Here is a 23,432-nt window from a genome sequence, read left to right on the forward strand (position 1 = left end):
CTATTTCTTATCTAATTTCATTACGTTTTATGGTGGCGGTGATGCGAATGTCTACCCCAACCATACGAACGTCTGTAATGTTTAAATCTATGACGTCAGCCATAGCGCTTAACCCTAAAGCACCGATAAGCCCCCGACCATCGCTGCCCATGAGTTTTGGCGCAAGGTAAACAATGAGCTCATCTACAAGATTAGCCTTCATCATCGCACTCGCTAGCGTAGCTCCAGCTTCAACCCATAAGTGATTGATGTGGTGCTCATCCGAGATACGTTTTAATGTCGTTGATAAGTCAATTTGGTCAGCGCTGTCCAATAGAGGGATACAGTCTCCATCAGAGCGAACAATAACTCGCTCTCCATCGGTATGGAACAGCTTGAGCGCATCAGTTAAATGGTTCTGACGATCTAAGATTACACGTACTGGTTGACGAAGCTCTTCTTGTAAGTACTGCGCTTGAACACTATCAGGTAAGTCATCCCAGCGCACGTTGAGTGATGCATTATCATCAATCACCGTTTTGCTAGTAGAAAGAATGCCACCACTCATTGCTCGATAACGCTGCACATCTTGGCGGGCCGCTGGGGAGGTGATCCATTGGCTCTGACCATTATTGAGTGCGCTTTGCCCATCCAAACTGGCTGCCATTTTTAATTGAACAAACGGCATGCCTGTACGCATGTACTTTATAAAACCAGGGTTAAGGGCAAGGGCATCTTGCTCTAACAAGCCGATTTGTACTTCAACTCCGGCATCACGCAACATCTGGATGCCGCGACCTGCAACTTTCGGGTTTGGGTCTACCATGGCGCAAACCACACGTGCCACTTTGGCTTTAATCAGCCCTTCGGCACATGGCGGTGTACGGCCGTAATGAGAGCAAGGTTCTAGCGTCACATAAGCGGTTGCACCAACTGCTTTTTCACCCGCCATGCGCATCGCGTGCACTTCGGCATGCGGCTCACCAGCACGATGGTGATAGCCTTCACCGACAATTTCTTCATCACGAACGATGACACACCCTACATTTGGATTAGGGGCGGTGGTATAAATGCCACGTTTCGCTAACTTAATAGCTCGTGACATCATGGCGAAATCTAAATCAGAAAACGCTCTTTCAGGAGAGTGTTGAGTCATGAGCTACTCAGTCTTCTAGGCGGGCAATCTCTTCGCCAAACTCGCGAATATCTTCAAAGCTGCGGTAAACGGAAGCGAAACGAATGTAAGCCACCTTATCGAGCTCTTTGAGCTGGTCCATGACTAAATTACCAATCATTTCACTCGGAACCTCTCGCTCACCCGTCGCACGCAGTTGTGATTTGATCATACTGATCGCTAACTCTATAGAATCGGCACTCACTGGGCGTTTCTCTAAAGCGCGTTGAATACCGCCAACCATTTTATCTTCATCAAATGGTTCACGGTTGCCATTCGATTTGATCACTTTAGGCATCACTAACTCTGCGCTTTCAAACGTAGTGAAACGCTCGCTACACGCCAAGCACTGACGGCGACGTCGAACTTGATGGCCATCAGCCACTAAGCGGGAATCAATAACTTTGGTATCGTTCTCGGAACAAAAAGGACAATGCATATCACCTCCATATCTATACCAAAATAACCTCATGAGCAATCACGGATAACCACGCGTTCATGGTTATACGGACTCTATTAAAGCTATTTGGGTATAACGCTTTCAAACCGAAATAAAAGCTCATGTAGTGTAGCGGAATTGGTATGTTAGACAAAACAAAAAGGGGCGCAAAGGCCCCTTTTTCACTCAAGATCTCGTCGAATGTGTTAACTGCGTGCTAAGTAGTTCGCTTTACCAACCCACTTGTAGCTAGTTAGCTCTTCTAAGCCCATCGGACCGCGTGCATGTAGCTTTTGTGTAGATACTGCGACTTCTGCGCCAAGGCCAAATTGCGCACCGTCTGTAAAGCGCGTTGAAGCATTCACATAAACCGCCGCCGAACCGACAGAATTGATGAACAGTTCTGAGTTTTCCAAACTATTGGTCATGATCGCATCTGAGTGGCTCGCGTTATGGACACGCATATGATCAATGGCATCTTTCACATCAGACACAACTTTTACACCAAGAGTGTAGCTCAACCATTCCGTATCAAAGTCACCTTCAACAGCATCGCGAATTTGTGTTGCTTGAGCCATCAGTGCTTTTGCCTTAGGCTCTGTCACGAAGGTCACTTTATCGTTCATGCGCTCTACGATCATTGGTAGGAGTTGCGCTGCAATTTTTTCATGCACGAGCAGCGTATCTAATGAGTTACACGCAGATGGACGTTGAACTTTAGAGTTCTCAACCACATTCAGGGATTTCTCTAGATCAGCGGATTCGTCGACAAAGATATGGCTGATACCAAAGCCACCAATAATCACCGGAATCGTGCTGTTTTCTTTACACATTTTGTGTAGGCCAGCACCACCGCGTGGAATGATCATGTCGACGTAATCGTCCAACTTAAGCAATTGAGAAACAAGCTCACGATCTGGTTTTTCAATGTACTGCACAGAAGCGGCAGGAAGGTTCGCCTTTGCGAGCGCAGACTGAATAACCTTCACTAATTCCATATTCGAGAAAAAGGTCTCTTTGCCACCACGTAAAATGCTTGCGTTGCCGGTTTTCAAGCACAACGCTGCGATATCAATGGTTACGTTTGGACGCGCTTCATAAATTACGCCCACGACACCAAGCGGCACGCGACGACGAGACAGTGACATCCCATTTTCCAGTACCTTACTGTCTATTTCGCTGCCTACAGGATCGTTCAGGCTAATGACGTTGCGAACATCATTCGCAATTGCAGTCAATCGTTCTTCGTTAAGCAAAAGGCGATCGAGCAGCGCATCGGTTAAACCCGCTTCACGGCCAAGTTCGATGTCTTTAGCGTTTGCCGCCAAAATAGCAGCAGAGTTTGCTTCTAGCTCATCAGCAATGATGGCTAATGCTTGGTTTTTTTGCGCAGTTGACGCTGTCGCTAATTCGAAAGCTGCATCTTTAGCAGCTTTACCCATATTCGTTAAATCCACTTTGCTTCCCTCTAATTCTATTCCTGAATGACGACCAAATCATCGCGGTGAATCACCTCAGAGCCATAATCATGACCCAAAATAGAGATGATATCTTTACTGTGCTTACCCGTAATTTTAGTTAGGTCATCACTTGAGTAGGCGCTGATGCCACGAGCCACCAACTTACCGTGAGCGTTTGTTACACGCGCTACTTCGCCTCGTGCGAAGTCACCACTAACTTTGATGACCCCTTTAGCAAGTAGGCTACTGCCCTTGCCGACCACAGCATTGACTGCACCATCATCAATAACGATGTCGCCCGATGCCGCAGGTCCCGCTAGAATCCAGCGTTTACGATTCTCTAAGGCTTCAGCGCAAGGTAGGAAGCGCGTGCCCTGAGGTTCAGCACTTAAAGAGTCAAAGATAACATTCGGCGCACTACCAGCAGCAATAATAACCTCTATACCTGCGCGGCGAGCGATGTCTGCGGCTTGCAGCTTCGTTGCCATACCACCAGTACCCAATGTTGTACCGCTTCCACCTGCGATTTTACGCAGCGTATCGTCGATGGTTTTTACTTCCTTGATAAGCTCTGCGTTCGGATCTTTACGAGGGTCAGCAGTAAACAGACCTTTTTGGTCAGTTAAAAGCAAGAGCTTATCTGCACCACATAAAATGCCTACCAAAGCGGAAAGGTTGTCGTTATCGCCAACTTTAATCTCGCTAGTCGCAACGGCATCATTTTCGTTTACGATAGGAACAATATCGTTCGCAACGAGCGCATTAATAGTGTCGCGCGCGTTAAGGAATCGCTCACGATCTTCTAAATCGGCACGGGTTAGTAGCATTTGGCCGATCTTGATACCATAAATACCAAACAAAGACTCCCATGTTTGAATCAAGCGACTCTGCCCCACCGCGGCAAGTAACTGCTTACTCGCCATCTCGTTGGGCAATGCGGGGTAACCAAGATGCTCACGGCCTGCTGCAATCGCACCAGACGAAACCATTACGATTGAATGGCCTTGTTTTTTAAGCTCAGCACACTGGCGTGCTAACTCAACCATGTGTGCACGGTCGAGTGCCAGAGTGCCGCCTGTCAGCACACTTGTACCCAGTTTCACAACGACAGTTTGTGGTTGTGAAACAACTGCATTTTGTTGATTCGTTGTCATGATGTCTTCTGAAGTGAAAAACAAATAAAGAGAGGATGTTTTAACAATCAAATAGGGAATTAACAAGAGAAAAGGTGCGTTTTCGCACCTTTTTGTTTGGTATTAAATGAAAACAACCAAATTAAGCGAAATCGAAAGACTCCGTGTGATATTCGACTTCTAATTTGAAGTGTTCTTCTAAAGTATCAACCAGCTTTTGATGGAATGTGCTCTGCGTGAGATACACTTCCTCTACTACTTTTTTGGGAAGGGCTTCAGATACCCATTGCCCTTCTTTGTTGTACTTGCCAATATGATATTTAGCAGTAAAGCCTCCCTCGATGGATTCCAAATCCATCCACCAGCCCCAAAATTCACGCTTCTCAGGCGATTTTTTGTCGTCTACACATACAGATAAACAATCAAAATAATAGCGCCCTTCTTGCGATTGTGGTTCGCGCAGGTAAGGCCCTATCGCCTTCAACTTTGACATCAAGCGAAAGTGAGTCGGGCCCTGAGTCGTCTCTGACATATGAATCTCCGTTTTCATAGTTAAAAGTAAACACCCAAGAATGATTATTATTTTTAATTATCATGAGCTTATTTTTTGCTCAGATATATCACTCTTAACTAATTTAGGAGAATTGTCACCCTAATAATTCATCTTCTAGCCACTTTATGGCTAAATCGAGGGATTGCTCATATCCTTTTGTAATTGTTTTGGAACTGATTTTTTTCGCTCTACCATACTGGCTAAATAGAGCAACAAGTTGATTATCACTGTGTGGCGACACTGGATCGCCCTCAAGACTCAAAGCCAAAATAGGCACTTTGGTTTTTCGACTGCTCAGGAAGCCCTGAACCTTCAATGACCACGCCATCATCTGACCAGCCATGCTATTAATATCAACCGCATTTTTCCCCAAACGGGAAGCCAAAAGGTCTAAATACATCTTCGGCATTTTTTGTAACTTCTGAGGGGAAGTAAAAATATCATGTACGGGTGCGCCTAGAGCGACACAAGCTTTGATCTTTTCCTGCTCGACAAAAGAGAGTCTGATCATTGCATTACCACCAAAACGAAACCCAACTAACCCCACTTTGTGATGATCAACCCAAGGTAGCGAGTAAAGCTCATTCAATACCGCTTGATGTAGGCAACTTGAATTCTCGGTCAAGGGCCAATGAGAGCTATGCCCTACCGAAGGCATGTCTACGGTTAACATCGCAATATCTCGCGGTGCAAGACGATTACGGAACAAACGCCACATGTCGGTTTGTAGAGTATCCAAACCAGCGCTCACCATGACCACAGGCAACTGTTTATCCGTTCTTGGTAAATGGAGGTTCGCGATGATTTTGCGATTTTGGTAAGGCACTTCAATTTGCTTTATGGTGTACTTAGTTTTTTCTGCGCCGTCAGAATACGCTTTGTTTGCCAGTACTTGAGCCTGCGATGCCAAGTTGTCATTTTTTAAATGTGGGTAGCCGGCAATACTAAAACACAAAGAAGCAGTGAAGAGTTCATCCGCTGCCTCTTCTCCTTGCATTTCATTTGCTCGCTTCTGATGATCCATACCAAGCTTGATCCACTCAAATGTCCAGTTACCACTGTGATAACCCATTACAGTGTCTAACCAATCATCATTGGTTCGCGAGTGAGATGATGAAGCAATTTTGGACAGTACGCCTTCCATTTCGATCGGAGACAATCCTTGCCAAGCCCATTGCAAGCGACGCAAATGACGATACCAAGCACGATCACCCTGCGCTTCTCGTTCATCAAGTATTTTTTTACTGGTCGGCATGTACTGGGTAAGCGCGGAGGTTTCTTTTGCTTGCTTATGTTTCACGAACAAAGTTTCGGAAAGATTTTTACTGACGTCTTCAGACATAGGAAGAACCCTAGGCTATTAGCATGATTTAATATCATAATAAAAAAAATGCCCCTATAAAGGGGCATTTCTCAATATTCTTTAACCGCGCTTATTTTTGCTTGCGGTTTACTGGCTCAGCATACTGGATTGACATATCCCAAGGCTGCTCGATCCAAGTGTCTTGAGCAATATCTACAACGTAATCATCCAGCAGCTCTTTGCCTGATGGTTTCGCACACACAGCGATCATTTTCGCTTTTGGATACATCTCACGTAGTTTGCGCGCTGTATCACCACTGTCTACTAGGTCTTCAACGATTAGGTAACCTTCGCCATCACCTTCAGGTGCTTTTAGTACCGTCATATCGCGCTGATGATCATGGTCGTAGCTTGAAATACAGATTGTATCAACGTAACGAATACCCAGTTCACGAGCCAAAATAGCGCCAGGAACCAAACCGCCGCGGCTTACCGCCCAAATTCCTTTCCATTGCTCAGCTGGCATTTGTTTCTCAGCCAGTTCACGGCAGTAAGTCTGCATTGCATCCCAAGTGATAATGAATTTTTTACTCATTGTAATAACCTAATAATTTGAAAATATGCATCCTCAAAATCTAGCGAAGTCACTCAAAAGCGGAATGCTCACTAACTTCTCCAAAATGTTTGGAGACGAGGATTTCAAGCTGCGCAAACGATTATTCTACCGAAACACACCGCTAATACCAACGGTGATATCAAAATTCTCTGCCTATTCCGCAGAAAAACCGTCTTCTGTGAACAACGTAAAAAAAGAAAAAGCCAGCGTGAATAAATCCACACTGGCTTTTTGCTCGAGAAATTAACCGACGAGGTATTTAACGATGAAGATGGCTGACATCACCCATACACTCATCGACACTTCACGGCCCTTACCGCTGAATAACTTGATCGCCGCGTATGCGATAAAGCCTAACGTGATACCTTCTGCAATCGAGAATGTTAGCGGCATAACTAAACAAGTCACAACAACTGGGGACGCTTCAGTTAGGTCACGCCAATCAATGCTTACTAGCCCAGACAGCATCAAGATCGCCACATAGAATAGCGCACCTGACGTTGCATAAGCAGGGATCATACCCGCAAGTGGTGAGAACAATAGAGCAAGTAGGAAGAGTACACCAACAACCACGGCTGTTAGACCAGTACGCCCACCCGCAGCTACACCAGAAACGCTTTCAATATAAGATGTCGTGTTGGAGGTACCAAGTAATGCACCTACTGACGTTGCTGTTGAGTCTGCAAGTAACGCTTTGTTTAAACGAGGGATGTTGCCATTCTCATCAGTTAGGCCTGCTTTTTGAGAAACGCCAACGAGCGTACCTGCGGTGTCAAATAAATCGACAAATAGGAAAGCAAATACGACGGAAATCATGCCTACTTCAAACAAACCAGAGAAATCCAGTTGCATGAAAGTTGGCGCAATGCTTGGTGGCGTTGACATAATACCGCCCCACTGCACATCACCAAATAGAAGACCAAGCGCTGTAACGCCAAGAATGGCGATCATCACCGCACCTTTCACACCACGGTGAACCAATGCAATCGTAAGAAAGAAACCAATCGCGGCCAATACAGATGGCAATGATGTGATCTCTCCCATAGAAACTAATGTCGCTGGGTTATCAACGACGATACCTGCATTTTTTAATGCGATAAACGCTAAGAAAAGACCAATACCAGCTGAAATACCTGTTCGTAGAGAATGCGGGATCGAGTTAATAATCCACTCACGGATCTTAAATACGCTTAAAAGAATGAACAGAAGGCCAGAAACAAATACAGCCGCTAACGCAACTTGCCACGTATAACCCATTCCCAATACAACAGAGTAAGTGAAAAATGCGTTCAGGCCCATTCCTGGTGCCTGTGCGATTGGGTAATTGGCAACAAATCCCATAATAAAACAGCCGATTGCGGCAGCAAGACAAGTCGCAACAAAAATGGCGCCACGGTCCATACCGGTATCCGACAGGATCGCTGGGTTTACAAAAATAATGTAAGCCATAGTTAGGAAGGTCGTAACACCTGCAATGATCTCAGTGCGCACATTTGTGCCATTTTCACTGAGTTTAAAAAGCCTCTCGAGCATGATCGAATCCTGTAAAGGTAAAAAGTAAACGGTTGCGTAATCGATTGGCGGGAATTATAAAGTTATCAAATAGCAAATTCTAGATAGAATCTTCACTCTAATGCGTTTTTTTTCTTTGGATATGAAACACATTCTCTAATCTATCAAAGCAAGCAAAGAAATATATTCTTATAAAACAATAGGTAACCCAGATAACACAGTTCTCTAAAAGAGAATAAAAACTGAGCAATGTACTAAACTTTCAGATGAAAAAGGCCCATTTTAAACATGGTATCTAACAGATTTGATGGAAAAGTCGATAAAACCGAAGAATGGGGAATAGAAGAAGGCTTTGATGGCAATAAGTGAGTCAGGAAGAGAAAATAGAGATAAAAAAACGCCACCCAATTTGGGTGGCGGTGAATCATGTCAGCACTATCACTGAAAAAAAATTCCAATTTATAGGGGTGAACAAACTGTTCGAGTCACATGCGTTGACTTCACTTAGTAGCCAAAGCTTGTTGGGTATACAAAGTTACCGGTGTAAACAGACTTGCTATTCCAGAACATTGTACTTGGTAAACCTTTCATAACTATCACCTTTTAAATCAATTAAACATTCGTTGATTTCTCGGTTCCTTGGAGGCGATAAAACGGACTCATCCTTTGAGCATTTCATTCTTCTCTCAGAAGCTGGTTACAAATATACCACCAAGAAATTTAATTACAAGCATTTTAGTGATTGAAATCACAAAAAATGCATAAATTGACCTTTATCAAAGTTTATGTGTAATTAAATTACAATTTTATGAATTAAAAAATAAAGCCACTTTCAGAATGTATGATAGAGAACACATAGTGCTTGTTATTGTATTCACAAACTGTGACAGTTCTGAGAGAAATCCTTGTGATCGCGACTACTCGTACTCCTTATCTGGTGGTATGCTAACGGCAATTTGAAGGCCAAATCGTCTAGCATTTAATGCTACCTTGACAATATTTTTACGGTATATATTTGGCAAAGCACATCAAAAGGAGTCCTCCGTGTCTGAGTTCCATTCTGAGATCAGTACCTTATCACCTGCTCCACTTTGGCAGTTTTTCGATAAGATTTGTTCAATCCCTCATCCATCGAAACATGAAGAAGCATTAGCACAGTACATTATCAACTGGGCAACAGAGCAAGGCTTTGACGTTCGCCGTGATCCAACCGGTAACGTGTTCATCAAAAAGCCCGCGACACCAGGAATGGAAAATAAGAAGGCTGTTGTACTTCAAGCACACATCGACATGGTGCCGCAGAAAAACGAAGACACTGAACACGACTTCACCAAAGATCCAATCCAACCTTACATCGATGGCGAATGGGTAACTGCGAAAGGCACGACGCTTGGTGCAGATAACGGTATTGGTATGGCTTCTTGCCTTGCTGTATTGGCATCTAAAGATATTAAGCACGGTCCACTCGAAGTTCTGCTGACGATTGATGAAGAAGCAGGCATGACTGGCGCATTTGGCCTTGAAGCTGGTTGGTTAGAGGGTGAGATTCTTCTAAATACAGACTCTGAGCAAGAAGGCGAAGTCTACATGGGTTGTGCAGGTGGCGTTGATGGCACCATGACTTTCGATATTTCTCGAGAATCAACGCCTGCAGGTTTTGTAACACGCCAACTGACGCTGAAAGGCCTAAAAGGTGGTCACTCAGGTTGTGACATTCACACAGGTCGCGGTAATGCCAACAAATTACTTGGTCGTTTCCTTGCCGGTCATGCTCAAGAGCTTGATTTACGTTTAGTCGAATTCCGTGGTGGTAGCTTACGTAATGCAATCCCTCGCGAAGCGTTTGTTACTGTCGCGCTTCCTGTCGAAAACCAAGACAAACTTGCTGAGCTGTTCAACCACTACACTGAGCTGCTTAAAACTGAATTGGGTAAAATCGAAACAGGTATCGTAACCTTTAATGAAGCGATCACGACTGACGCGCAAGTATTTTCAATCGCCGATCAGCAACGATTCATTGCGGCACTTAACGCTTGTCCAAACGGCGTAATCCGTATGAGTGATGAGGTGGAAGGCGTTGTTGAAACTTCTCTAAACGTTGGTGTGATCAGCACAGAAGAAAATAAAGTCACCGTGCTTTGCTTGATTCGTTCTCTCATTGACTCTGGCCGTAGCCAAGTGGAAAGCATGCTGCGCTCGATTACTGAGCTAGCAGGCGCACAAATTCAGTTCTCAGGCGCTTACCCTGGCTGGAAGCCAGATGCAGATTCCGAGATCATGGCAATTTTCCGTGATATGTATGAAGGCATTTACGGTCATAAGCCGAACATCATGGTCATCCATGCTGGTCTTGAGTGTGGCCTATTTAAAGAACCATACCCACACATGGATATGGTTTCTTTCGGTCCAACAATAAAATTCCCTCACTCTCCAGATGAGAAAGTGAAGATTGATACTGTTCAGTTGTACTGGGATCAGATGGTCGCGCTTTTAGAAGCGATTCCAGAGAAAGCATAATTCAATCACGAAAAACGACAAAGGGTGCCATACGGCACCCTTTTTTTGGTTTAGTTGAACCCAACTACACACGGTTTTGCGCCGCGTAAGCGGCTAATTCATCCATTGAGGTTTGTGCAACAACTTCACCATCAATGTAGTAAGTAACAAACTCACCATCGCGTACACCCAAGAGTGTCGCCTTTTCACCGTTACTGTAAGTAATATCCATTTGAACAGTGTTCTCATCGATTTGCTGCATTCGCCCCTGCTCAATGACACGGTTATCCGCTAATGGTGCAATTGGTGCCGTCGTTAACGATTTATCTAACTGGTGATTGACATCAATGTAAGTATCTACCTTTGTATCGAAGATATGTGGCTTACCATTTAACGGGTTCTTACCCGTCCAAAATTCTAGAGAGTTAAACACGATATAATCCGCTGCGATCGCGACACCATAAACAGGCGCTAAAAGCATATTCAGGCCACCTCGAGCGTAACGGTTGTCAACAGCTTTCAGGTTAAACCCCATGACATAACCTGTCACGGCATTACTACCTACGCAACCTGAAAGTGAAACTGCTACCGCAGTCAATGCACCAATTTTAGCAATTGCCTTTTTCATCAAAACCTCTAGTTAGAAAGTGTGAAACCTCAAATTCGGCGCGGATATTATCGGATAAAAAGTAGGGTTAAAAGTCCGTTTTTTTGTCCTCCATGAACAGTATTATTTTTAATACAGTCACATTTTTTAAGGCTATTATTGCGCTCTCTTCTCTATGGCTTGTTATGTATTAAACTGATAGAAAAGATCATATTGAAAACAAAAACTTCACACATACCAAAATTTCACGCATGACGATTAAAGTAATTTGTCGTGTCCTTAATGAGAATGATTAGTGCGATTTTGCAGCAATTGTTACATTGCTGATGACGCATTTGACAGAGATGGTTTATGGCCAGAAGTAAAAAAAGCAAAGTGTTTGAGCTCTTAGGACATCAAATACAACCAGGACAACGATTAGAGATCGAATTTGAAGCAGCGAAGCTATATACACATTCGCCTTTATCTATTCCTGTGGAAATCATCCATGGGAAACAAGAAGGACCAGTGTTAATGGTGAATGCCGCTATCCATGGTGATGAGCTTAATGGCGTAGAAATCGTTCGTCAGATCATTAACCAACTGGAACCACAAAAACTGAAAGGCACTGTCATTGCAGTACCTATCGTTAACGTTTTTGGTTTCATCCATAAATCTCGTTACTTGCCCGACCGACGAGATCTCAACCGTTGCTTTCCTGGCAGTGAAAAAGGCGCACTTGCATCTCGTATGGCACACGGGTTCTTTAACAACATTGCCAAGCGTTGTGACTACATTTTGGATCTACACACAGGGGCAATTCATCGCACGAACTTACCACAGATCCGCGCAAACTTAAGCAACCCAGAAACTCTGCGTATTGCTCAAGCATTTGCAACGCCAGTGATTGTTGATTCAGCATTGCGTGATGGCTCTTTACGCAGTGAAGCAGAAAAATGTGATATTCCAGTGCTCACCTACGAGGCTGGCGAAGCATTGCGCTTTGATCCACTTTCGATAAGCGCTGGTGTACTCGGGGTTCGGCGCGTAATGCAAGCCATTGGTATGTTGCGTGCGAGCAGGAAAAAGCTGCCTGAGCCTATCATAGCGAAGTCCACCAGCTGGGTTCGCGCGTCAGGTAACGGCATTTTGCGTACTGTCGTTAATCTGGGAGACAAAGTAGAACAGGGGGAAACGCTCGCTTATATTAGCTCTCCTCTTGGTCATGATGAGATAGAACTAAAAGCCCCGAAGCGTGGTTTGGTTATCGGTCAACAAACATTACCATTGGTGAACGAAGGCGATGCAATTTTCCACCTTGCCTATTTTAACCAAGGTGATAATGCTTTAGAGCAAGCAGTCGAAAGCTATATTGAAGGCCTCACTGAATTCGATGCCGAGCCGCTGACCACCGGACAGATACCGTTAGAAACTCAGTAATTCCTACCAAGTAGGCGCCTGATTAGCTCAAAAGGAGCAACAGTGCTCGCACTATCTTGTTTAAAAGCCAATAAGCTCAGCATCCATGATGCTGGGCTTTTTGTTTTATGTAAGCTAACGATACTTATCGTAGTTTCCACGAATGGATAAAAAACTTTACAATCCGTCGTAAAAACACATTTGATAATTAATCTCATTATCATTTATTAATCGTAATAATGTTCTTATAATCCCAGCTTCATAAAAACACTATAAATCATCAATATGAAACGATTAAAAAGTCATCCACTCAAAGTAAATCTCATTTCACTGGCTTTGCTCTTCCCTCTTTATTCATATGCCGAGACAGCGCCAAATGAAGAGCTTGAAGTCATAGGCGTTCGTTATGCCAAACCTATTACCATTGCTGAGCCTGCGCAAACCACCATTAATTGGTCAGAGATTGAAGAGCAACAGTACTCTAATTTTGCCTCAATGATCGATGCCGTTCCCGGTGCATCAATAGATGGTGGCGGTCGTTCTGGTGGCGAACGTATTAACATTCGTGGTTTTGATGATCCAAGCGATATCGCCGTCTTTGTCGATGGCGCTCCAATTGGCTTTCAACAATACCGCTACGGTACCTTCTTTTTTGATCCGTTCTTAATTGGCGAAGCAGAAATTATCAAGGGCGCGCACGACTATCGAGCACTCAACGGGAAGTTTGGTGGCTCCATTCGCATTAAAACCAAAAGTGTCGATGATCTCCTGTACGGCGAAAGAAACTTTGGTGCTCGCATCTCAAGTGCATACAACACCAACGGCGATGAGAACGCCTACACGCTAACACTCTATGGTAAAAACGATACTGGTTTTTATTTTCTAGCGAATGGCTCGGTAAAAGATTCTGATGACATTAAAGTCGGAGGTGGTGAAACGCTAGATTACTCAGGTTATGAGCAAGAAAACATGCTCGTAAAGGTCGGTTATGAAAATAACGATCACGAGTTTGAAATTAGCCATACTCGCTACAAAGATGAAGGTCGTAAACCTTGGGCTAACCGCCGCGGAAAAATGCCTAACATCACCGAATACAATATCAAGAAATACGGCTCATTAGAAAAAGCCCAATACGCTTACACCGTCGATAACAAATACACGGACAACACCACAACCATCTCTTACCACTACATGCCGACTAACCCGTATATTGATTTCAATATCAAAATGGCACGTTCCGAAAACGATCGTCATTGGGTTCGCCCTGACGTAGCATTCGAGAAAATGTTCGTTTCTGTTGGCAGTTACGGTCATGAGTCATGGCTGAGTTACGAGCGTGATTACGTTGATGTGTTTAACCAAGCGCAATTCGGAGACCACACTCTAGTCACTGGGCTTCAATATCAAAAAACCGATAGAGACTCGTTAGTATTCAACGCATCATACGACAGTAATGAAGCGAAAAACTACGGTTGGTACACCCCTTACTACGAACCATCTGGCACGCAGTCAATTTATGCCGCTTACATTGCTGATCACTATCAAGCAACAGACCGCCTAACAATCACACCTTCTCTGCGTTACGAATACATCAAGAGTGAAGGAAAAGGGAACGCAGCGCCGGATTATAATGATCCAGCTGCCGGACATAACTACGGTGAAACGACGCATAAAGGCTTTAGCCCACGTTTGGATATCGACTTTGATGCGAGCAATAATACGCGTTTAAACGCCTCCTACGCCTACGCTTTAAAAGCACCAACCGTTGATAACATCTACTCAGTGCAATATGCGCGAGCTACCGCTACGGCTACTGCTTTGAATCTGGACGTGTCTCGTATCCATGCTTATCAAGCAAGCGTTATCAACTTAACGGAAGGGCTGGTGAACTCTCGCGATAACCTCGCAACAGAGTTAACTATGTTCTATAACGATGTTAGCGACACAGTTGATATACGAACGGGCGAAAACCTCGACAAAAATACTACTGAGTTACAAAGCTGGAATACAAACCTAGATGGCTTTAAAAACTATGGCTTTGAGCTAATTTCACAATACCGGATTGAAGATTTCTACAGTAATTTCTCAGCAAGTTACATTCGCGGCAAAAACAAAGGTAGCCTATCTGACTCTACAGGTTCAGATGATGATCATCCTGATGTACCGCCATTAAACATTAATCTGGGTTTAGGTTACGAATGGATTCCTGGTTTACGTGCGGGCTGGGAAGTCCGTTGGTATGATGCGCAAACCAAAACCAAGGCAAGCGGTAACAATTTAAAAGTGAAATCGCCAAGTGAGCAATACACGCTACAAAACGCTTACGTGGTTTGGGAAATACAACAAGTCGAAGGCTTGAGCGTTGGCGCGGTTGTGAAAAACTTAACCGATCGTTACTACGAAGCATACCTATCTAATGGCGTGCCTTCGCCTGGTCGCGAAGTCAAACTGCACCTCACTTATCAATACTAACCATACCTAAAAGATGCAGGGCAGACATTAACTGCCCTGTTATATCGTATCCAATGGCCTTAATTGCACGCCGTTTTATTTATCAGTATTATCATTTCCTTTTGCTTGTATACACATTATGAACAATCTAAAAACACGGCTTCTTCTGATTTGCTTCTTCCCTGTAGGTAGCCTAGCGCAAGCTTCTGAGAACATTGCAGACTACTTACAAGAACAAAGCAAGCACCAAGTTTCAGAAGATTTTTACGCACAGCCAACAGCAAATAACCTGAATCTAGATGCAAAAACTAACTCTTTAACTTGGCACGAAGATGGTAAGCCGGATCACTGTCGTTACGCCAAGCAGCCCAAAGACGTCGCAACACATTTCGACTACGGTGAAGCAAACGATCTATCTGACGGCTTACAACACTTTGATTTACCGGAAAGACATTCTGCAAAGGTCAAATCGACACATCGCACTTATGCTAATAACCCTCACCTTCTTCCTGGCAATAAACAATTTGCAGCCCCTGAAGACGGCACGTTTAGCTTGTCCGTATCGTCGGATTGTTTTTAGCCGATATAAATAAAAAATGCCCTGAGACAAAACTCAGGGCATTTTCACTATTTGTTTGATGGGTAACGTCACCATCTCACCGATTTAAACTTATTCTTCGTCAGTGTCTACTTCGGTTTCACGTGCTTTGCGGGCTTCTTCTTTACGAACTTTTGCCGCTAGTTGTTCTGCTTCACGCTCTTGACGTTGCGCTGCTTTACGCTCGTTACGAACCACTTGGTTTTGGATAAACCCAGCCAGTTCTTGTTCAGCCCAAGCTTGTGCTTTCTCTTCGCTGTCAAAGCCTGTTTCACGCTTTGATACTACAGTCTTACGAGATGTTACTTGGCGAGTGATTTCTGCGCTCCAGCCGTTACGTTTTTCAGTGACGCGGATAGCAAATTTTGGATTCTTAGACATTTCTTTCATTTCCTAAGGGATTTAGGGATCAATCAGGGATTCGGTCAACTTGATAACTCCATCTAAGCTGAGCTGTTTAACACCATCCCTTGGTAAGCGCGGTATTAGAGCATAAAAGTAATCTAAACGCTGCAAGTTTTTTACGCTAGATAATAGATGACAAAGAAGAGGCAGAACAAAGCAACGTTTCGCCAAGTCACTAGAAAGAGCGACGAAGAAAAAAGAGTGATAAGAAAAAAGAAAGCGCTGGTCTCTCAACCAACGCTTTACTTAAGCTAGATTAACCTTTGGTTAATTAACCGATATTCTTACGGGCATTTTGGAACATACGCATCCAAGCGCCATTTTCACCCCAACCTTCCGGAGCCCAAGAATTTGCAACTGTGCGGAATACGCGCTCTGGGTGAGGCATCATGATAGTTACGCGACCGTCTGCTGTTGTTAAACCGGTAATCGCGTTTGGCGAACCATTCGGGTTGTTCGGGTATTGTTGTGTTGGGTTACCGAGGTTATCCACGTAACGAACCGCAACCGTACCTGATGCTTCAATCGCTGCTAGGTGCTCTGCATCACGTACTTCTACACGCCCTTCTCCGTGGGAAACCGCGATTGGCATACGCGAACCAGCCATGCCGTCGAAGAATACAGAATCAGATTTCTGAACTTCAACTAGACTAAAGCGCGCTTCAAAACGCTCAGATTCGTTGCGCACAAAACGTGGCCACAAGTCTGCACCTGGGATCAGCTCTTTCAGGTTTGATAGCATCTGACAACCGTTACATACACCTAAAGAGAACGTCTCTTCACGGTTGAAGAAGGCTTGGAACTGTTCACGAGCTTGTGCGTTAAACAGGATAGACTTAGCCCAACCTTCACCCGCACCTAGTACGTCGCCGTAAGAGAAGCCACCACAAGCTACTAGGCCATGGTATTCATCCAGTACCGCTTGGCCTGTTAGGATATCGCTCATATGGATGTCGGTTGCTTCAAAACCAGCTCGGTCAAACGCTGCTGCCATTTCGACGTGGGAGTTAACGCCCTGCTCACGTAGAATTGCCATCTTAGGTTTAGCACCTTTCGCAATGTACGGTGCTGCAACGTCTTCATTTACGTCGAAGCTGAGCTTAACGTTTAGACCCGGGTCAGAGTTGTCTTTCTTAGCTTCGTGCTCTTGGTCTGCACACGCTGGGTTATCACGTAGGCTTTGCATCTTATGCGTTGTTTCAGCCCAGATAACGCGTAGTTCGGTACGTGAACGTTCAAGCACAACTGCATCACCAGAAGTGATAACAAAGTCGTCTGAAGCTTCAACAGAACCAATCACATGTGAGCATGCCTCTAAGCCGTTTGCCGCCAGAGTAGATAGAACTGAATCTAGATCATCATTCTTAACTTGAACAACCGCACCTAGCTCTTCGTTAAATAGAACGGCTAGCGCATCATCACCCAGCTCTGCGATGTTCGCTTTTACGCCACAGTGGCCCGCGAATGCCATCTCAGCCAGTGTAACAAACAGACCGCCGTCGCCTTTATCGTGGTAAGCCACTAGCTTGTCATCACGTACTAACGCTTGCATTGCATCAAAGAAGCCTTTTAGCTGCTCTGCATTATCTACGTCAGCAGGTTTGTCACCCAGCTGTTTGTATACTTGTGCCAATGCTGTCGCACCTAAGCGGTTTTTGCCGTTACCCAAGTCAACAAGAACTAGAGAAGTATTTCCTTTGTCAGTGCGTAGTTGTGGAGTCACGGTCTTACGTACGTCTTCCACACGACCAAATGCCGTGATAACTAGCGACAGTGGAGATGTGACTTCTTTGCTCTCGCCGTTTTCTTCCCACTTGGTTTTCATCGACATGGAGTCTTTACCAACTGGGATAGTCAAACCTAACGCAGGACACAATTCTTCACCAACCGCTTTCACTGCTTCGTAAAGACCCGCATCTTCACCTGGGTGACCCGCTGGAGACATCCAGTTCGCAGACAGTTTAATGTGTTTAATATCACCGATGTCTGTTGCCGCAATGTTCGTTAGTGACTCACCAACGGCTAGGCGAGCCGATGCTCCAAAGTCTAGTAATGCCACTGGCGTGCGCTCACCCATCGACATTGCTTCGCCATGGTAAGTGTCGTAGCTTGCCGCTGTTACTGCGCAGTTTGCTACTGGTACCTGCCAAGGACCAACCATTTGATCACGAGCAACCAGACCCGTTACTGTTCGGTCACCGATAGTAATTAGGAATGTTTTTTCTGCAACAGCAGGAAGACGAAGTACGCGATCCACCGCTTCATTAAGCTCAATACCATCACGAACAATGGCAGGGCTTTCCACTTTTAGTGTGGTTGCGTCACGGTGCATCTTCGGTGGCTTACCAAGCAGGATATCCATTGGCATATCGATTGGCGTATTGTCGAAGTTAGAATCTTCTAACGTTAGATGACGCTCTTCTGTCGCCACACCCACCACTGCATACGGTGCGCGTTCACGCTTACAGATGGCGTCGAATGCTTCCATGTTTTCTGGCGCTACCGCTAGAACGTAACGTTCCTGTGATTCGTTACACCAGATTTCCAGTGGGCTCATGCCCGGCTCATCGTTTGGTACATCGCGTAATTGGAACTTACCGCCACGCTCACCGTCGTCGACAAGTTCAGGCAATGCGTTAGAGATACCGCCTGCACCCACATCGTGGATAAATGCGATTGGGTTGTCGTCGCCTAACTGCCAACAACGGTCGATAACTTCCTGACAGCGACGTTCCATCTCTGGGTTTTCACGCTGTACCGAAGCGAAGTCCAGATCTTCTGCTGACTGACCAGATGCCATGGAAGATGCCGCACCACCACCAAGACCGATGTTCATTGCCGGACCACCAAGTACGATTAGGCTCGCACCTACAGGGATCTCTTTCTTCTGTACGTGTTCATCGCGGATGTTACCCATACCACCAGCAATCATGATTGGTTTGTGGTAACCACGAATTTCTTCACCCGCATGAGAAGTGACTTTTTCTTCGTAAGTACGGAAGTAACCCAATAGATTTGGACGACCAAATTCGTTGTTGAATGCCGCGCCGCCAAGAGGGCCTTCAAGCATGATGTCTAACGCATTCACAATACGACCCGGCTTGCCGAAGTCGGTTTCCCATGGCTGTTCAAAACCAGGAATACGTAAGTTAGAGGTTGTAAAACCAACCAGACCCGCTTTTGGCTTACCGCCGATACCCGTCGCGCCTTCGTCACGAATTTCACCGCCTGAGCCAGTCGATGCGCCCGGCCACGGAGAGATTGCCGTTGGGTGGTTGTGCGTTTCTACCTTCATCAAGATGTGCGTATCTTCATGGTGGTACGTGTATTGACGAGATTTAGGGTCAGGGAAGAAACGCCCCGCTTTAGAACCTGTCATAACGGCTGCGTTGTCTTTGTATGCAGACAGCACATAGTCAGGTGTCGTTTCAAAAGTGTTTTTGATCATTTTGAACAAAGACTTAGGTTGATCTACCCCGTCGATAGTCCAATCTGCGTTAAAAATTTTGTGGCGACAATGCTCTGAGTTCGCCTGAGCAAACATCATCAATTCAATGTCGTTTGGGTTACGCCCAAGCTTAGTAAAGTTCTCTACCAAGTAATCAATTTCATCTTCTGCGAGTGCCAAGCCAAGGGAAACGTTTGCCTCTTCAAGCGCAAGACGACCGCCAGCTAAGATATCAACATGTGCGACAGGCTTAGGCTCTGCAACAGTAAATAATGCTGATGCGGCTTCAAATTCTGTGAATACTGTTTCCATCATGCGGTCGTGAATTAACGCTTTAACAGCGTCAGCTTGAGCTTCTGATAGAACAACTGAAGATTCGACATAATAAGCCGTACCACGCTCTAGACGTTTCACTTTATCCAGACCACAGTTAACAGCGATATCGGTAGATTTAGAAGACCAAGGCGAGATAGTGCCAGGACGAGGCGTGACAAGAAGTAGAAGACCTTCAGGCTCATGCTCTTCGATGGTTGGGCCGTAAGTTAGTAACTTTTCAAGTTTTTCTAACTCTTGGTCATCAAGGTCTGACTTTAGATCGGCAAAGTGCATAAACTCGGCATAAATGCTAGTTACAGGCAGATCTTGTTCACGACAAAGTTCCAGTAGTTTATTAACACGAAACTCAGAAAGAGCTGGGGAGCCACGCAAAATTCTCATGTGCTTAGGTCTCTTATGCAATTGATTAAGGTGATATTGGAATAAATTCAGACACTTAAAATAAGCCCTGTCGAACCTATGCCGATTCCACCTCGTCATTGCGAGCGCATTATATAGTAATTGTTTTTGTGATGTAACACCAAAAGCAACCGTTTGCGTCATTTTTTTTGTCAAATTTGAATTACAACTAAAATGTCGATAAAACACACAATGTCACGTTATAAGTGTGTGATTCACTTTGCCCCATGAGCTCGCTTTGATATAAAGGCAAATAGAAATTTTCCAAGATGTACCTATTAATGCAAATAAGTCACTTCAACCGGCTCAAGCGCAGTGCTCTAATTTTAGTTTCTGTTCTTTTACTCTCTGCTTGCCAGATTGAGTCGGAGCCCAAAAGTGAATTTGAAAAAATTCAAGAACGTGGTGTGCTTCGTGTTGGCACGCTAAACAATCAGCTTTCCTACTACATAGGTCCCGATGGTCCCGCAGGGTTGGATTACGAATTGGCGCGTCAGTTTGCGGAGCAGCTCGGCGTCAAACTCGAGATTAAACCAGCCTTTCGCCAAGCTGAGCTTTTTCCTGCTCTTAAGAAAGGAGATATCGATATCATCGCTACGGGTTTAAATCAAACGTCACAAGCAGTCAAACGATTTAGACCAGGCCCTGCCTATTATTATGTAAGCCAACAAGTGGTATATAAAAAAGGGCAACTTCGACCACGTGATATCGAACAACTCATTGAATACCAAGCCTCGAAAGACGACGAGTCCGACGAAGATACAAATGCAGGCGCTCAAACATTAAAGATCGTTGAACAATCGCAATATGTTCCGACCCTAACAGCGTTAAAGAAGCAGTATCCAGAACTTCAGTTTGAAATTGTTGGTGATGCTGACACGAGAGACTTACTCAAATACGTATCGACGGGTGAGTTACGTTTTACTGTGACTGATTCGGTGGAACTTTCCCTTGCTCAACGCCTTTACCCCGATCTTGCGCTCGCGTTCGAACTTACAGAAGATCAACCAGTATCTTGGTTTACTCGACGTTCTGAAGACGAAAGTTTGTATGCGATGCTGATAGAGTTTTTCGGTAACATCAAACAATCAGGAGAACTGTCCACCCTCGAAGAAAAGTACATTGGTCATATTGAAGCATTTGACTACGTTGATACTCGCGCATTCATTCGAGCTCTGGATGACAAATTGCCTAAATGGGCACCTTTATTCCAAAAATACAGCGAAGAGTTCGACTGGCGCTTAATTGCAGCATTGGCTTATCAAGAGTCACACTGGAAACCAACAGCAAAATCGCCAACAGGTGTTAGGGGGATGATGATGCTGACTCTGCCAACAGCGAAAAGCGTCGGGGTAACAAACCGTTTAGACCCTGAGCAATCTGTTCGTGGTGGTGTCGAGTACTTACGTCGTATTGTAAGTCGCGTGCCTGATAGCATTAACGAGCATGAAAAAATATGGTTTGCGTTAGCTTCATACAATATTGGTTACGGCCACATGATGGACGCACGACGACTCACCAAAGCACAAGGTGGCGATCCGAACGCTTGGGCCGATGTAAAAGACAGGCTGCCTTTACTTCGTCAGAAGCGCTATTACAGCCAAACTCGCTATGGGTACGCCAGAGGCGATGAAGCGCGTAATTACGTAGAAAATATTCGACGTTACTACCAATCCATCATTGGTCATGTCAGCCAACAGCCAGCGATTGATGAGAATAGCGATGACTTGCAAGTGATTCCGCCGCTCAACCCCGACATTTTGATATCGGGCGCAGTAGAGACCGTCGTAGAACAAGTCTCTGGCGCTTCTGACGTCACGGTTGAAGAAGACACCGAACAAGAAAGCATTGAAGAATAAACCCGCGGTAAACTAAAAAATGACGAGCCTATGAAGCTCGTCATTTTTGTTGAGTCCTAACGAAAACTTATCTAGACTCCAATATTCTGAGTGACACCAACCACACTCAACCATTCCTTTGGTTGGTCGCCTTTTCTTCATCGTTAGTAAAACTGATTGCTTTGTAACAGATTACTTGACAACCACATGGTTTAGCTCACTTGATGAAGCGGCGCTTTCGGCTACACTCTGCCGAAATAACGTCACTCCTATTATTAAGCATCGTATTGAAATTGTTTGCTGGCTCTGTGCAATGCAGAAGTCAAATGAAGAACGTTTAAACCATACAATGTTTAGTGCGATTATCGAGCCTATTGCCAAGCATCGATGAGCCGCACTTTACTGGTAAAAGTCTTGTCTGCAGGAGGTTTTGAATATGAGAAGACGTAGAGTGCAGTCAAAGCGTTTAAATAACACAGTAGCTGCTATCCGACGTAAACGTAAACTGACATGTATGAAAAAGAAAGTAAGTTCACGTAATCGTGTTTTTGTACATTTAGTCAATCACTAGTGCGTCCAAGCAAACATCTACCACGTTGTAGGTGTTTGCTAGCCCTCACTACTCCTACTACCTTGTTCGCTCTCTCCATTTTCTAATGCTTTTTGTGCTTGCTTCTTCGCTTTAATTTCCTTTCGGCGGCGCTTAAAAAACGCTTGTAGCTGAGTGCGGCACTCATCTTCTAGCAGCCCCTTTTCAACTAAGGCGTAATGGTAAGCGGCTTGACTTTCAAACAAATTAAGCACTGTTCCTGCTGCTCCAGCTTTTAAATCTGGCGCTCCAAAAACAACCCGCTTAACGCGGCTATGCAATAAGGCTCCGGCACACATTGGGCATGGCTCAAGTGTTACATATAACGTCGTATCCAGAAGGCGGTAATTTTCTAGCTTTTGGCCTGCTTTACGCAGCGTTTGGATCTCAGCATGTGCGGTAGCGTCATTAGTACCAATAGAGCGATTCCACCCCTCAGCGATAATTTCACCATCTTTGACAAGCACTGCGCCAACAGGTACTTCCCCCTCAGCTTCTGCTTGCTCAGCAAGCTCCATCGCTCTGCGCATAAACAATTCATCTTGAGGGGAAAACGGATGGTTAGACAAAGGAGGCTCCAAAGAAACAAAAAACGATTGAAGTCAGGAATTTTATCACCAACTTCGGTTTCACTACAGCAACACATCACGGGACAAAGTCTGCAACTCCAAAAAACTAGTTACAAGGCCTATCGATGT

General features: G+C 44.8%; 17 protein-coding genes. 5 read left to right on the forward strand and 12 right to left on the reverse strand.

The genetic code is table 11. The features are described 5' to 3' along the window. Window positions 1-7 precede the first annotated feature (7 nt). The 8 genes from ribD to R7Q48_RS11895 all read right to left on the reverse strand — a co-directional run bounded on the left by ribD (window position 8) and on the right by R7Q48_RS11895 (window position 8,190). A complete protein-coding gene (gene ribD / locus R7Q48_RS11860; protein ID WP_318132295.1) occupies window positions 8-1,135 on the reverse strand; it encodes a bifunctional diaminohydroxyphosphoribosylaminopyrimidine deaminase/5-amino-6-(5-phosphoribosylamino)uracil reductase RibD in 1,128 nt (375 codons plus the stop codon). A gap of 7 nt (window positions 1,136-1,142) precedes the next feature. Further along, window positions 1,143-1,592, reverse strand: a complete 450-nt coding sequence (gene nrdR, locus R7Q48_RS11865; RefSeq protein WP_005381578.1) for a transcriptional regulator NrdR — start codon at window positions 1,590-1,592, stop codon at window positions 1,143-1,145. A 206-nt stretch (window positions 1,593-1,798) separates the two neighbouring features. Then, the gene (locus tag R7Q48_RS11870) at window positions 1,799-3,049 is read right to left on the reverse strand and encodes a glutamate-5-semialdehyde dehydrogenase (RefSeq protein WP_031780851.1); all 1,251 of its coding nucleotides are present in this window, start codon (window positions 3,047-3,049) and stop codon (window positions 1,799-1,801) included. Between the two features lie 17 nt (window positions 3,050-3,066). After that, a complete protein-coding gene (gene proB / locus R7Q48_RS11875) occupies window positions 3,067-4,206 on the reverse strand; it encodes a glutamate 5-kinase (RefSeq protein ID WP_005383771.1) in 1,140 nt (379 codons plus the stop codon). A gap of 121 nt (window positions 4,207-4,327) precedes the next feature. Then, complete coding sequence (crl, locus tag R7Q48_RS11880) at window positions 4,328-4,717, reverse strand: sigma factor-binding protein Crl (protein WP_005381584.1); 390 nt, start codon at window positions 4,715-4,717, stop codon at window positions 4,328-4,330. A gap of 115 nt (window positions 4,718-4,832) precedes the next feature. After that, complete coding sequence (frsA, locus tag R7Q48_RS11885) at window positions 4,833-6,080, reverse strand: esterase FrsA (protein ID WP_005381586.1); 1,248 nt, start codon at window positions 6,078-6,080, stop codon at window positions 4,833-4,835. Window positions 6,081-6,171: 91 nt separating this feature from the next. Further along, window positions 6,172-6,636, reverse strand: coding sequence for an oxytetracycline resistance phosphoribosyltransferase domain-containing protein Tet(34) (tet(34), locus tag R7Q48_RS11890; RefSeq protein ID WP_005381590.1), 465 nt, complete (start codon window positions 6,634-6,636; stop codon window positions 6,172-6,174). Between the two features lie 264 nt (window positions 6,637-6,900). Continuing rightward, complete coding sequence (locus R7Q48_RS11895; RefSeq protein ID WP_005381592.1) at window positions 6,901-8,190, reverse strand: NCS2 family permease; 1,290 nt, start codon at window positions 8,188-8,190, stop codon at window positions 6,901-6,903. Window positions 8,191-9,213: 1,023 nt separating this feature from the next. On the opposite strand from R7Q48_RS11895, the gene R7Q48_RS11900 reads away from it, so the two are divergent. Beyond that, window positions 9,214-10,686: an aminoacyl-histidine dipeptidase gene (locus tag R7Q48_RS11900; RefSeq protein ID WP_005381594.1), complete on the forward strand. Its 1,473-nt coding sequence runs from the start codon at window positions 9,214-9,216 to the stop codon at window positions 10,684-10,686. Between the two features lie 64 nt (window positions 10,687-10,750). Here R7Q48_RS11900 and R7Q48_RS11905 read toward each other — a convergent pair whose 3' ends face one another. Next, on the reverse strand, window positions 10,751-11,293 hold the full coding sequence (locus R7Q48_RS11905) for a DUF3332 domain-containing protein (protein WP_318132296.1): 543 nt from the start codon (window positions 11,291-11,293) through the stop codon (window positions 10,751-10,753). Window positions 11,294-11,623: 330 nt separating this feature from the next. Here R7Q48_RS11905 and R7Q48_RS11910 point away from each other — a divergent pair, with 330 nt between their 5' ends. The 3 genes from R7Q48_RS11910 (at window position 11,624) to R7Q48_RS11920 (ending at window position 15,701) form a co-directional block, all read left to right on the forward strand. Beyond that, window positions 11,624-12,691, forward strand: coding sequence for a succinylglutamate desuccinylase/aspartoacylase family protein (locus R7Q48_RS11910; RefSeq protein ID WP_222712424.1), 1,068 nt, complete (start codon window positions 11,624-11,626; stop codon window positions 12,689-12,691). A 264-nt stretch (window positions 12,692-12,955) separates the two neighbouring features. After that, on the forward strand, window positions 12,956-15,142 hold the full coding sequence (locus tag R7Q48_RS11915) for a TonB-dependent receptor domain-containing protein (RefSeq protein WP_318132297.1): 2,187 nt from the start codon (window positions 12,956-12,958) through the stop codon (window positions 15,140-15,142). A 118-nt stretch (window positions 15,143-15,260) separates the two neighbouring features. Next, a complete protein-coding gene (locus tag R7Q48_RS11920) occupies window positions 15,261-15,701 on the forward strand; it encodes a hypothetical protein (protein ID WP_005381599.1) in 441 nt (146 codons plus the stop codon). A 90-nt stretch (window positions 15,702-15,791) separates the two neighbouring features. On the opposite strand, the gene R7Q48_RS11925 is transcribed toward R7Q48_RS11920, so the two are convergent. Then, window positions 15,792-16,100 (reverse strand): DUF3622 domain-containing protein, encoded by a 309-nt coding sequence (locus R7Q48_RS11925; RefSeq protein ID WP_025998700.1) that lies wholly within the window; start codon window positions 16,098-16,100, stop codon window positions 15,792-15,794. 295 nt (window positions 16,101-16,395) lie between these two features. Beyond that, on the reverse strand, window positions 16,396-20,289 hold the full coding sequence (gene purL, locus R7Q48_RS11930; protein WP_318132298.1) for a phosphoribosylformylglycinamidine synthase: 3,894 nt from the start codon (window positions 20,287-20,289) through the stop codon (window positions 16,396-16,398). Window positions 20,290-20,588: 299 nt separating this feature from the next. On the opposite strand from purL, the gene mltF reads away from it, so the two are divergent. Further along, on the forward strand, window positions 20,589-22,166 hold the full coding sequence (mltF, locus tag R7Q48_RS11935) for a membrane-bound lytic murein transglycosylase MltF (RefSeq protein ID WP_031779069.1): 1,578 nt from the start codon (window positions 20,589-20,591) through the stop codon (window positions 22,164-22,166). A 588-nt stretch (window positions 22,167-22,754) separates the two neighbouring features. Here the strand turns inward: mltF and tadA are convergent. Next, window positions 22,755-23,303: a tRNA adenosine(34) deaminase TadA gene (tadA, locus tag R7Q48_RS11940; protein ID WP_031780849.1), complete on the reverse strand. Its 549-nt coding sequence runs from the start codon at window positions 23,301-23,303 to the stop codon at window positions 22,755-22,757. Window positions 23,304-23,432 lie beyond the last annotated feature (129 nt).

This window comes from Vibrio sp. 378 (genome assembly GCF_033339435.1).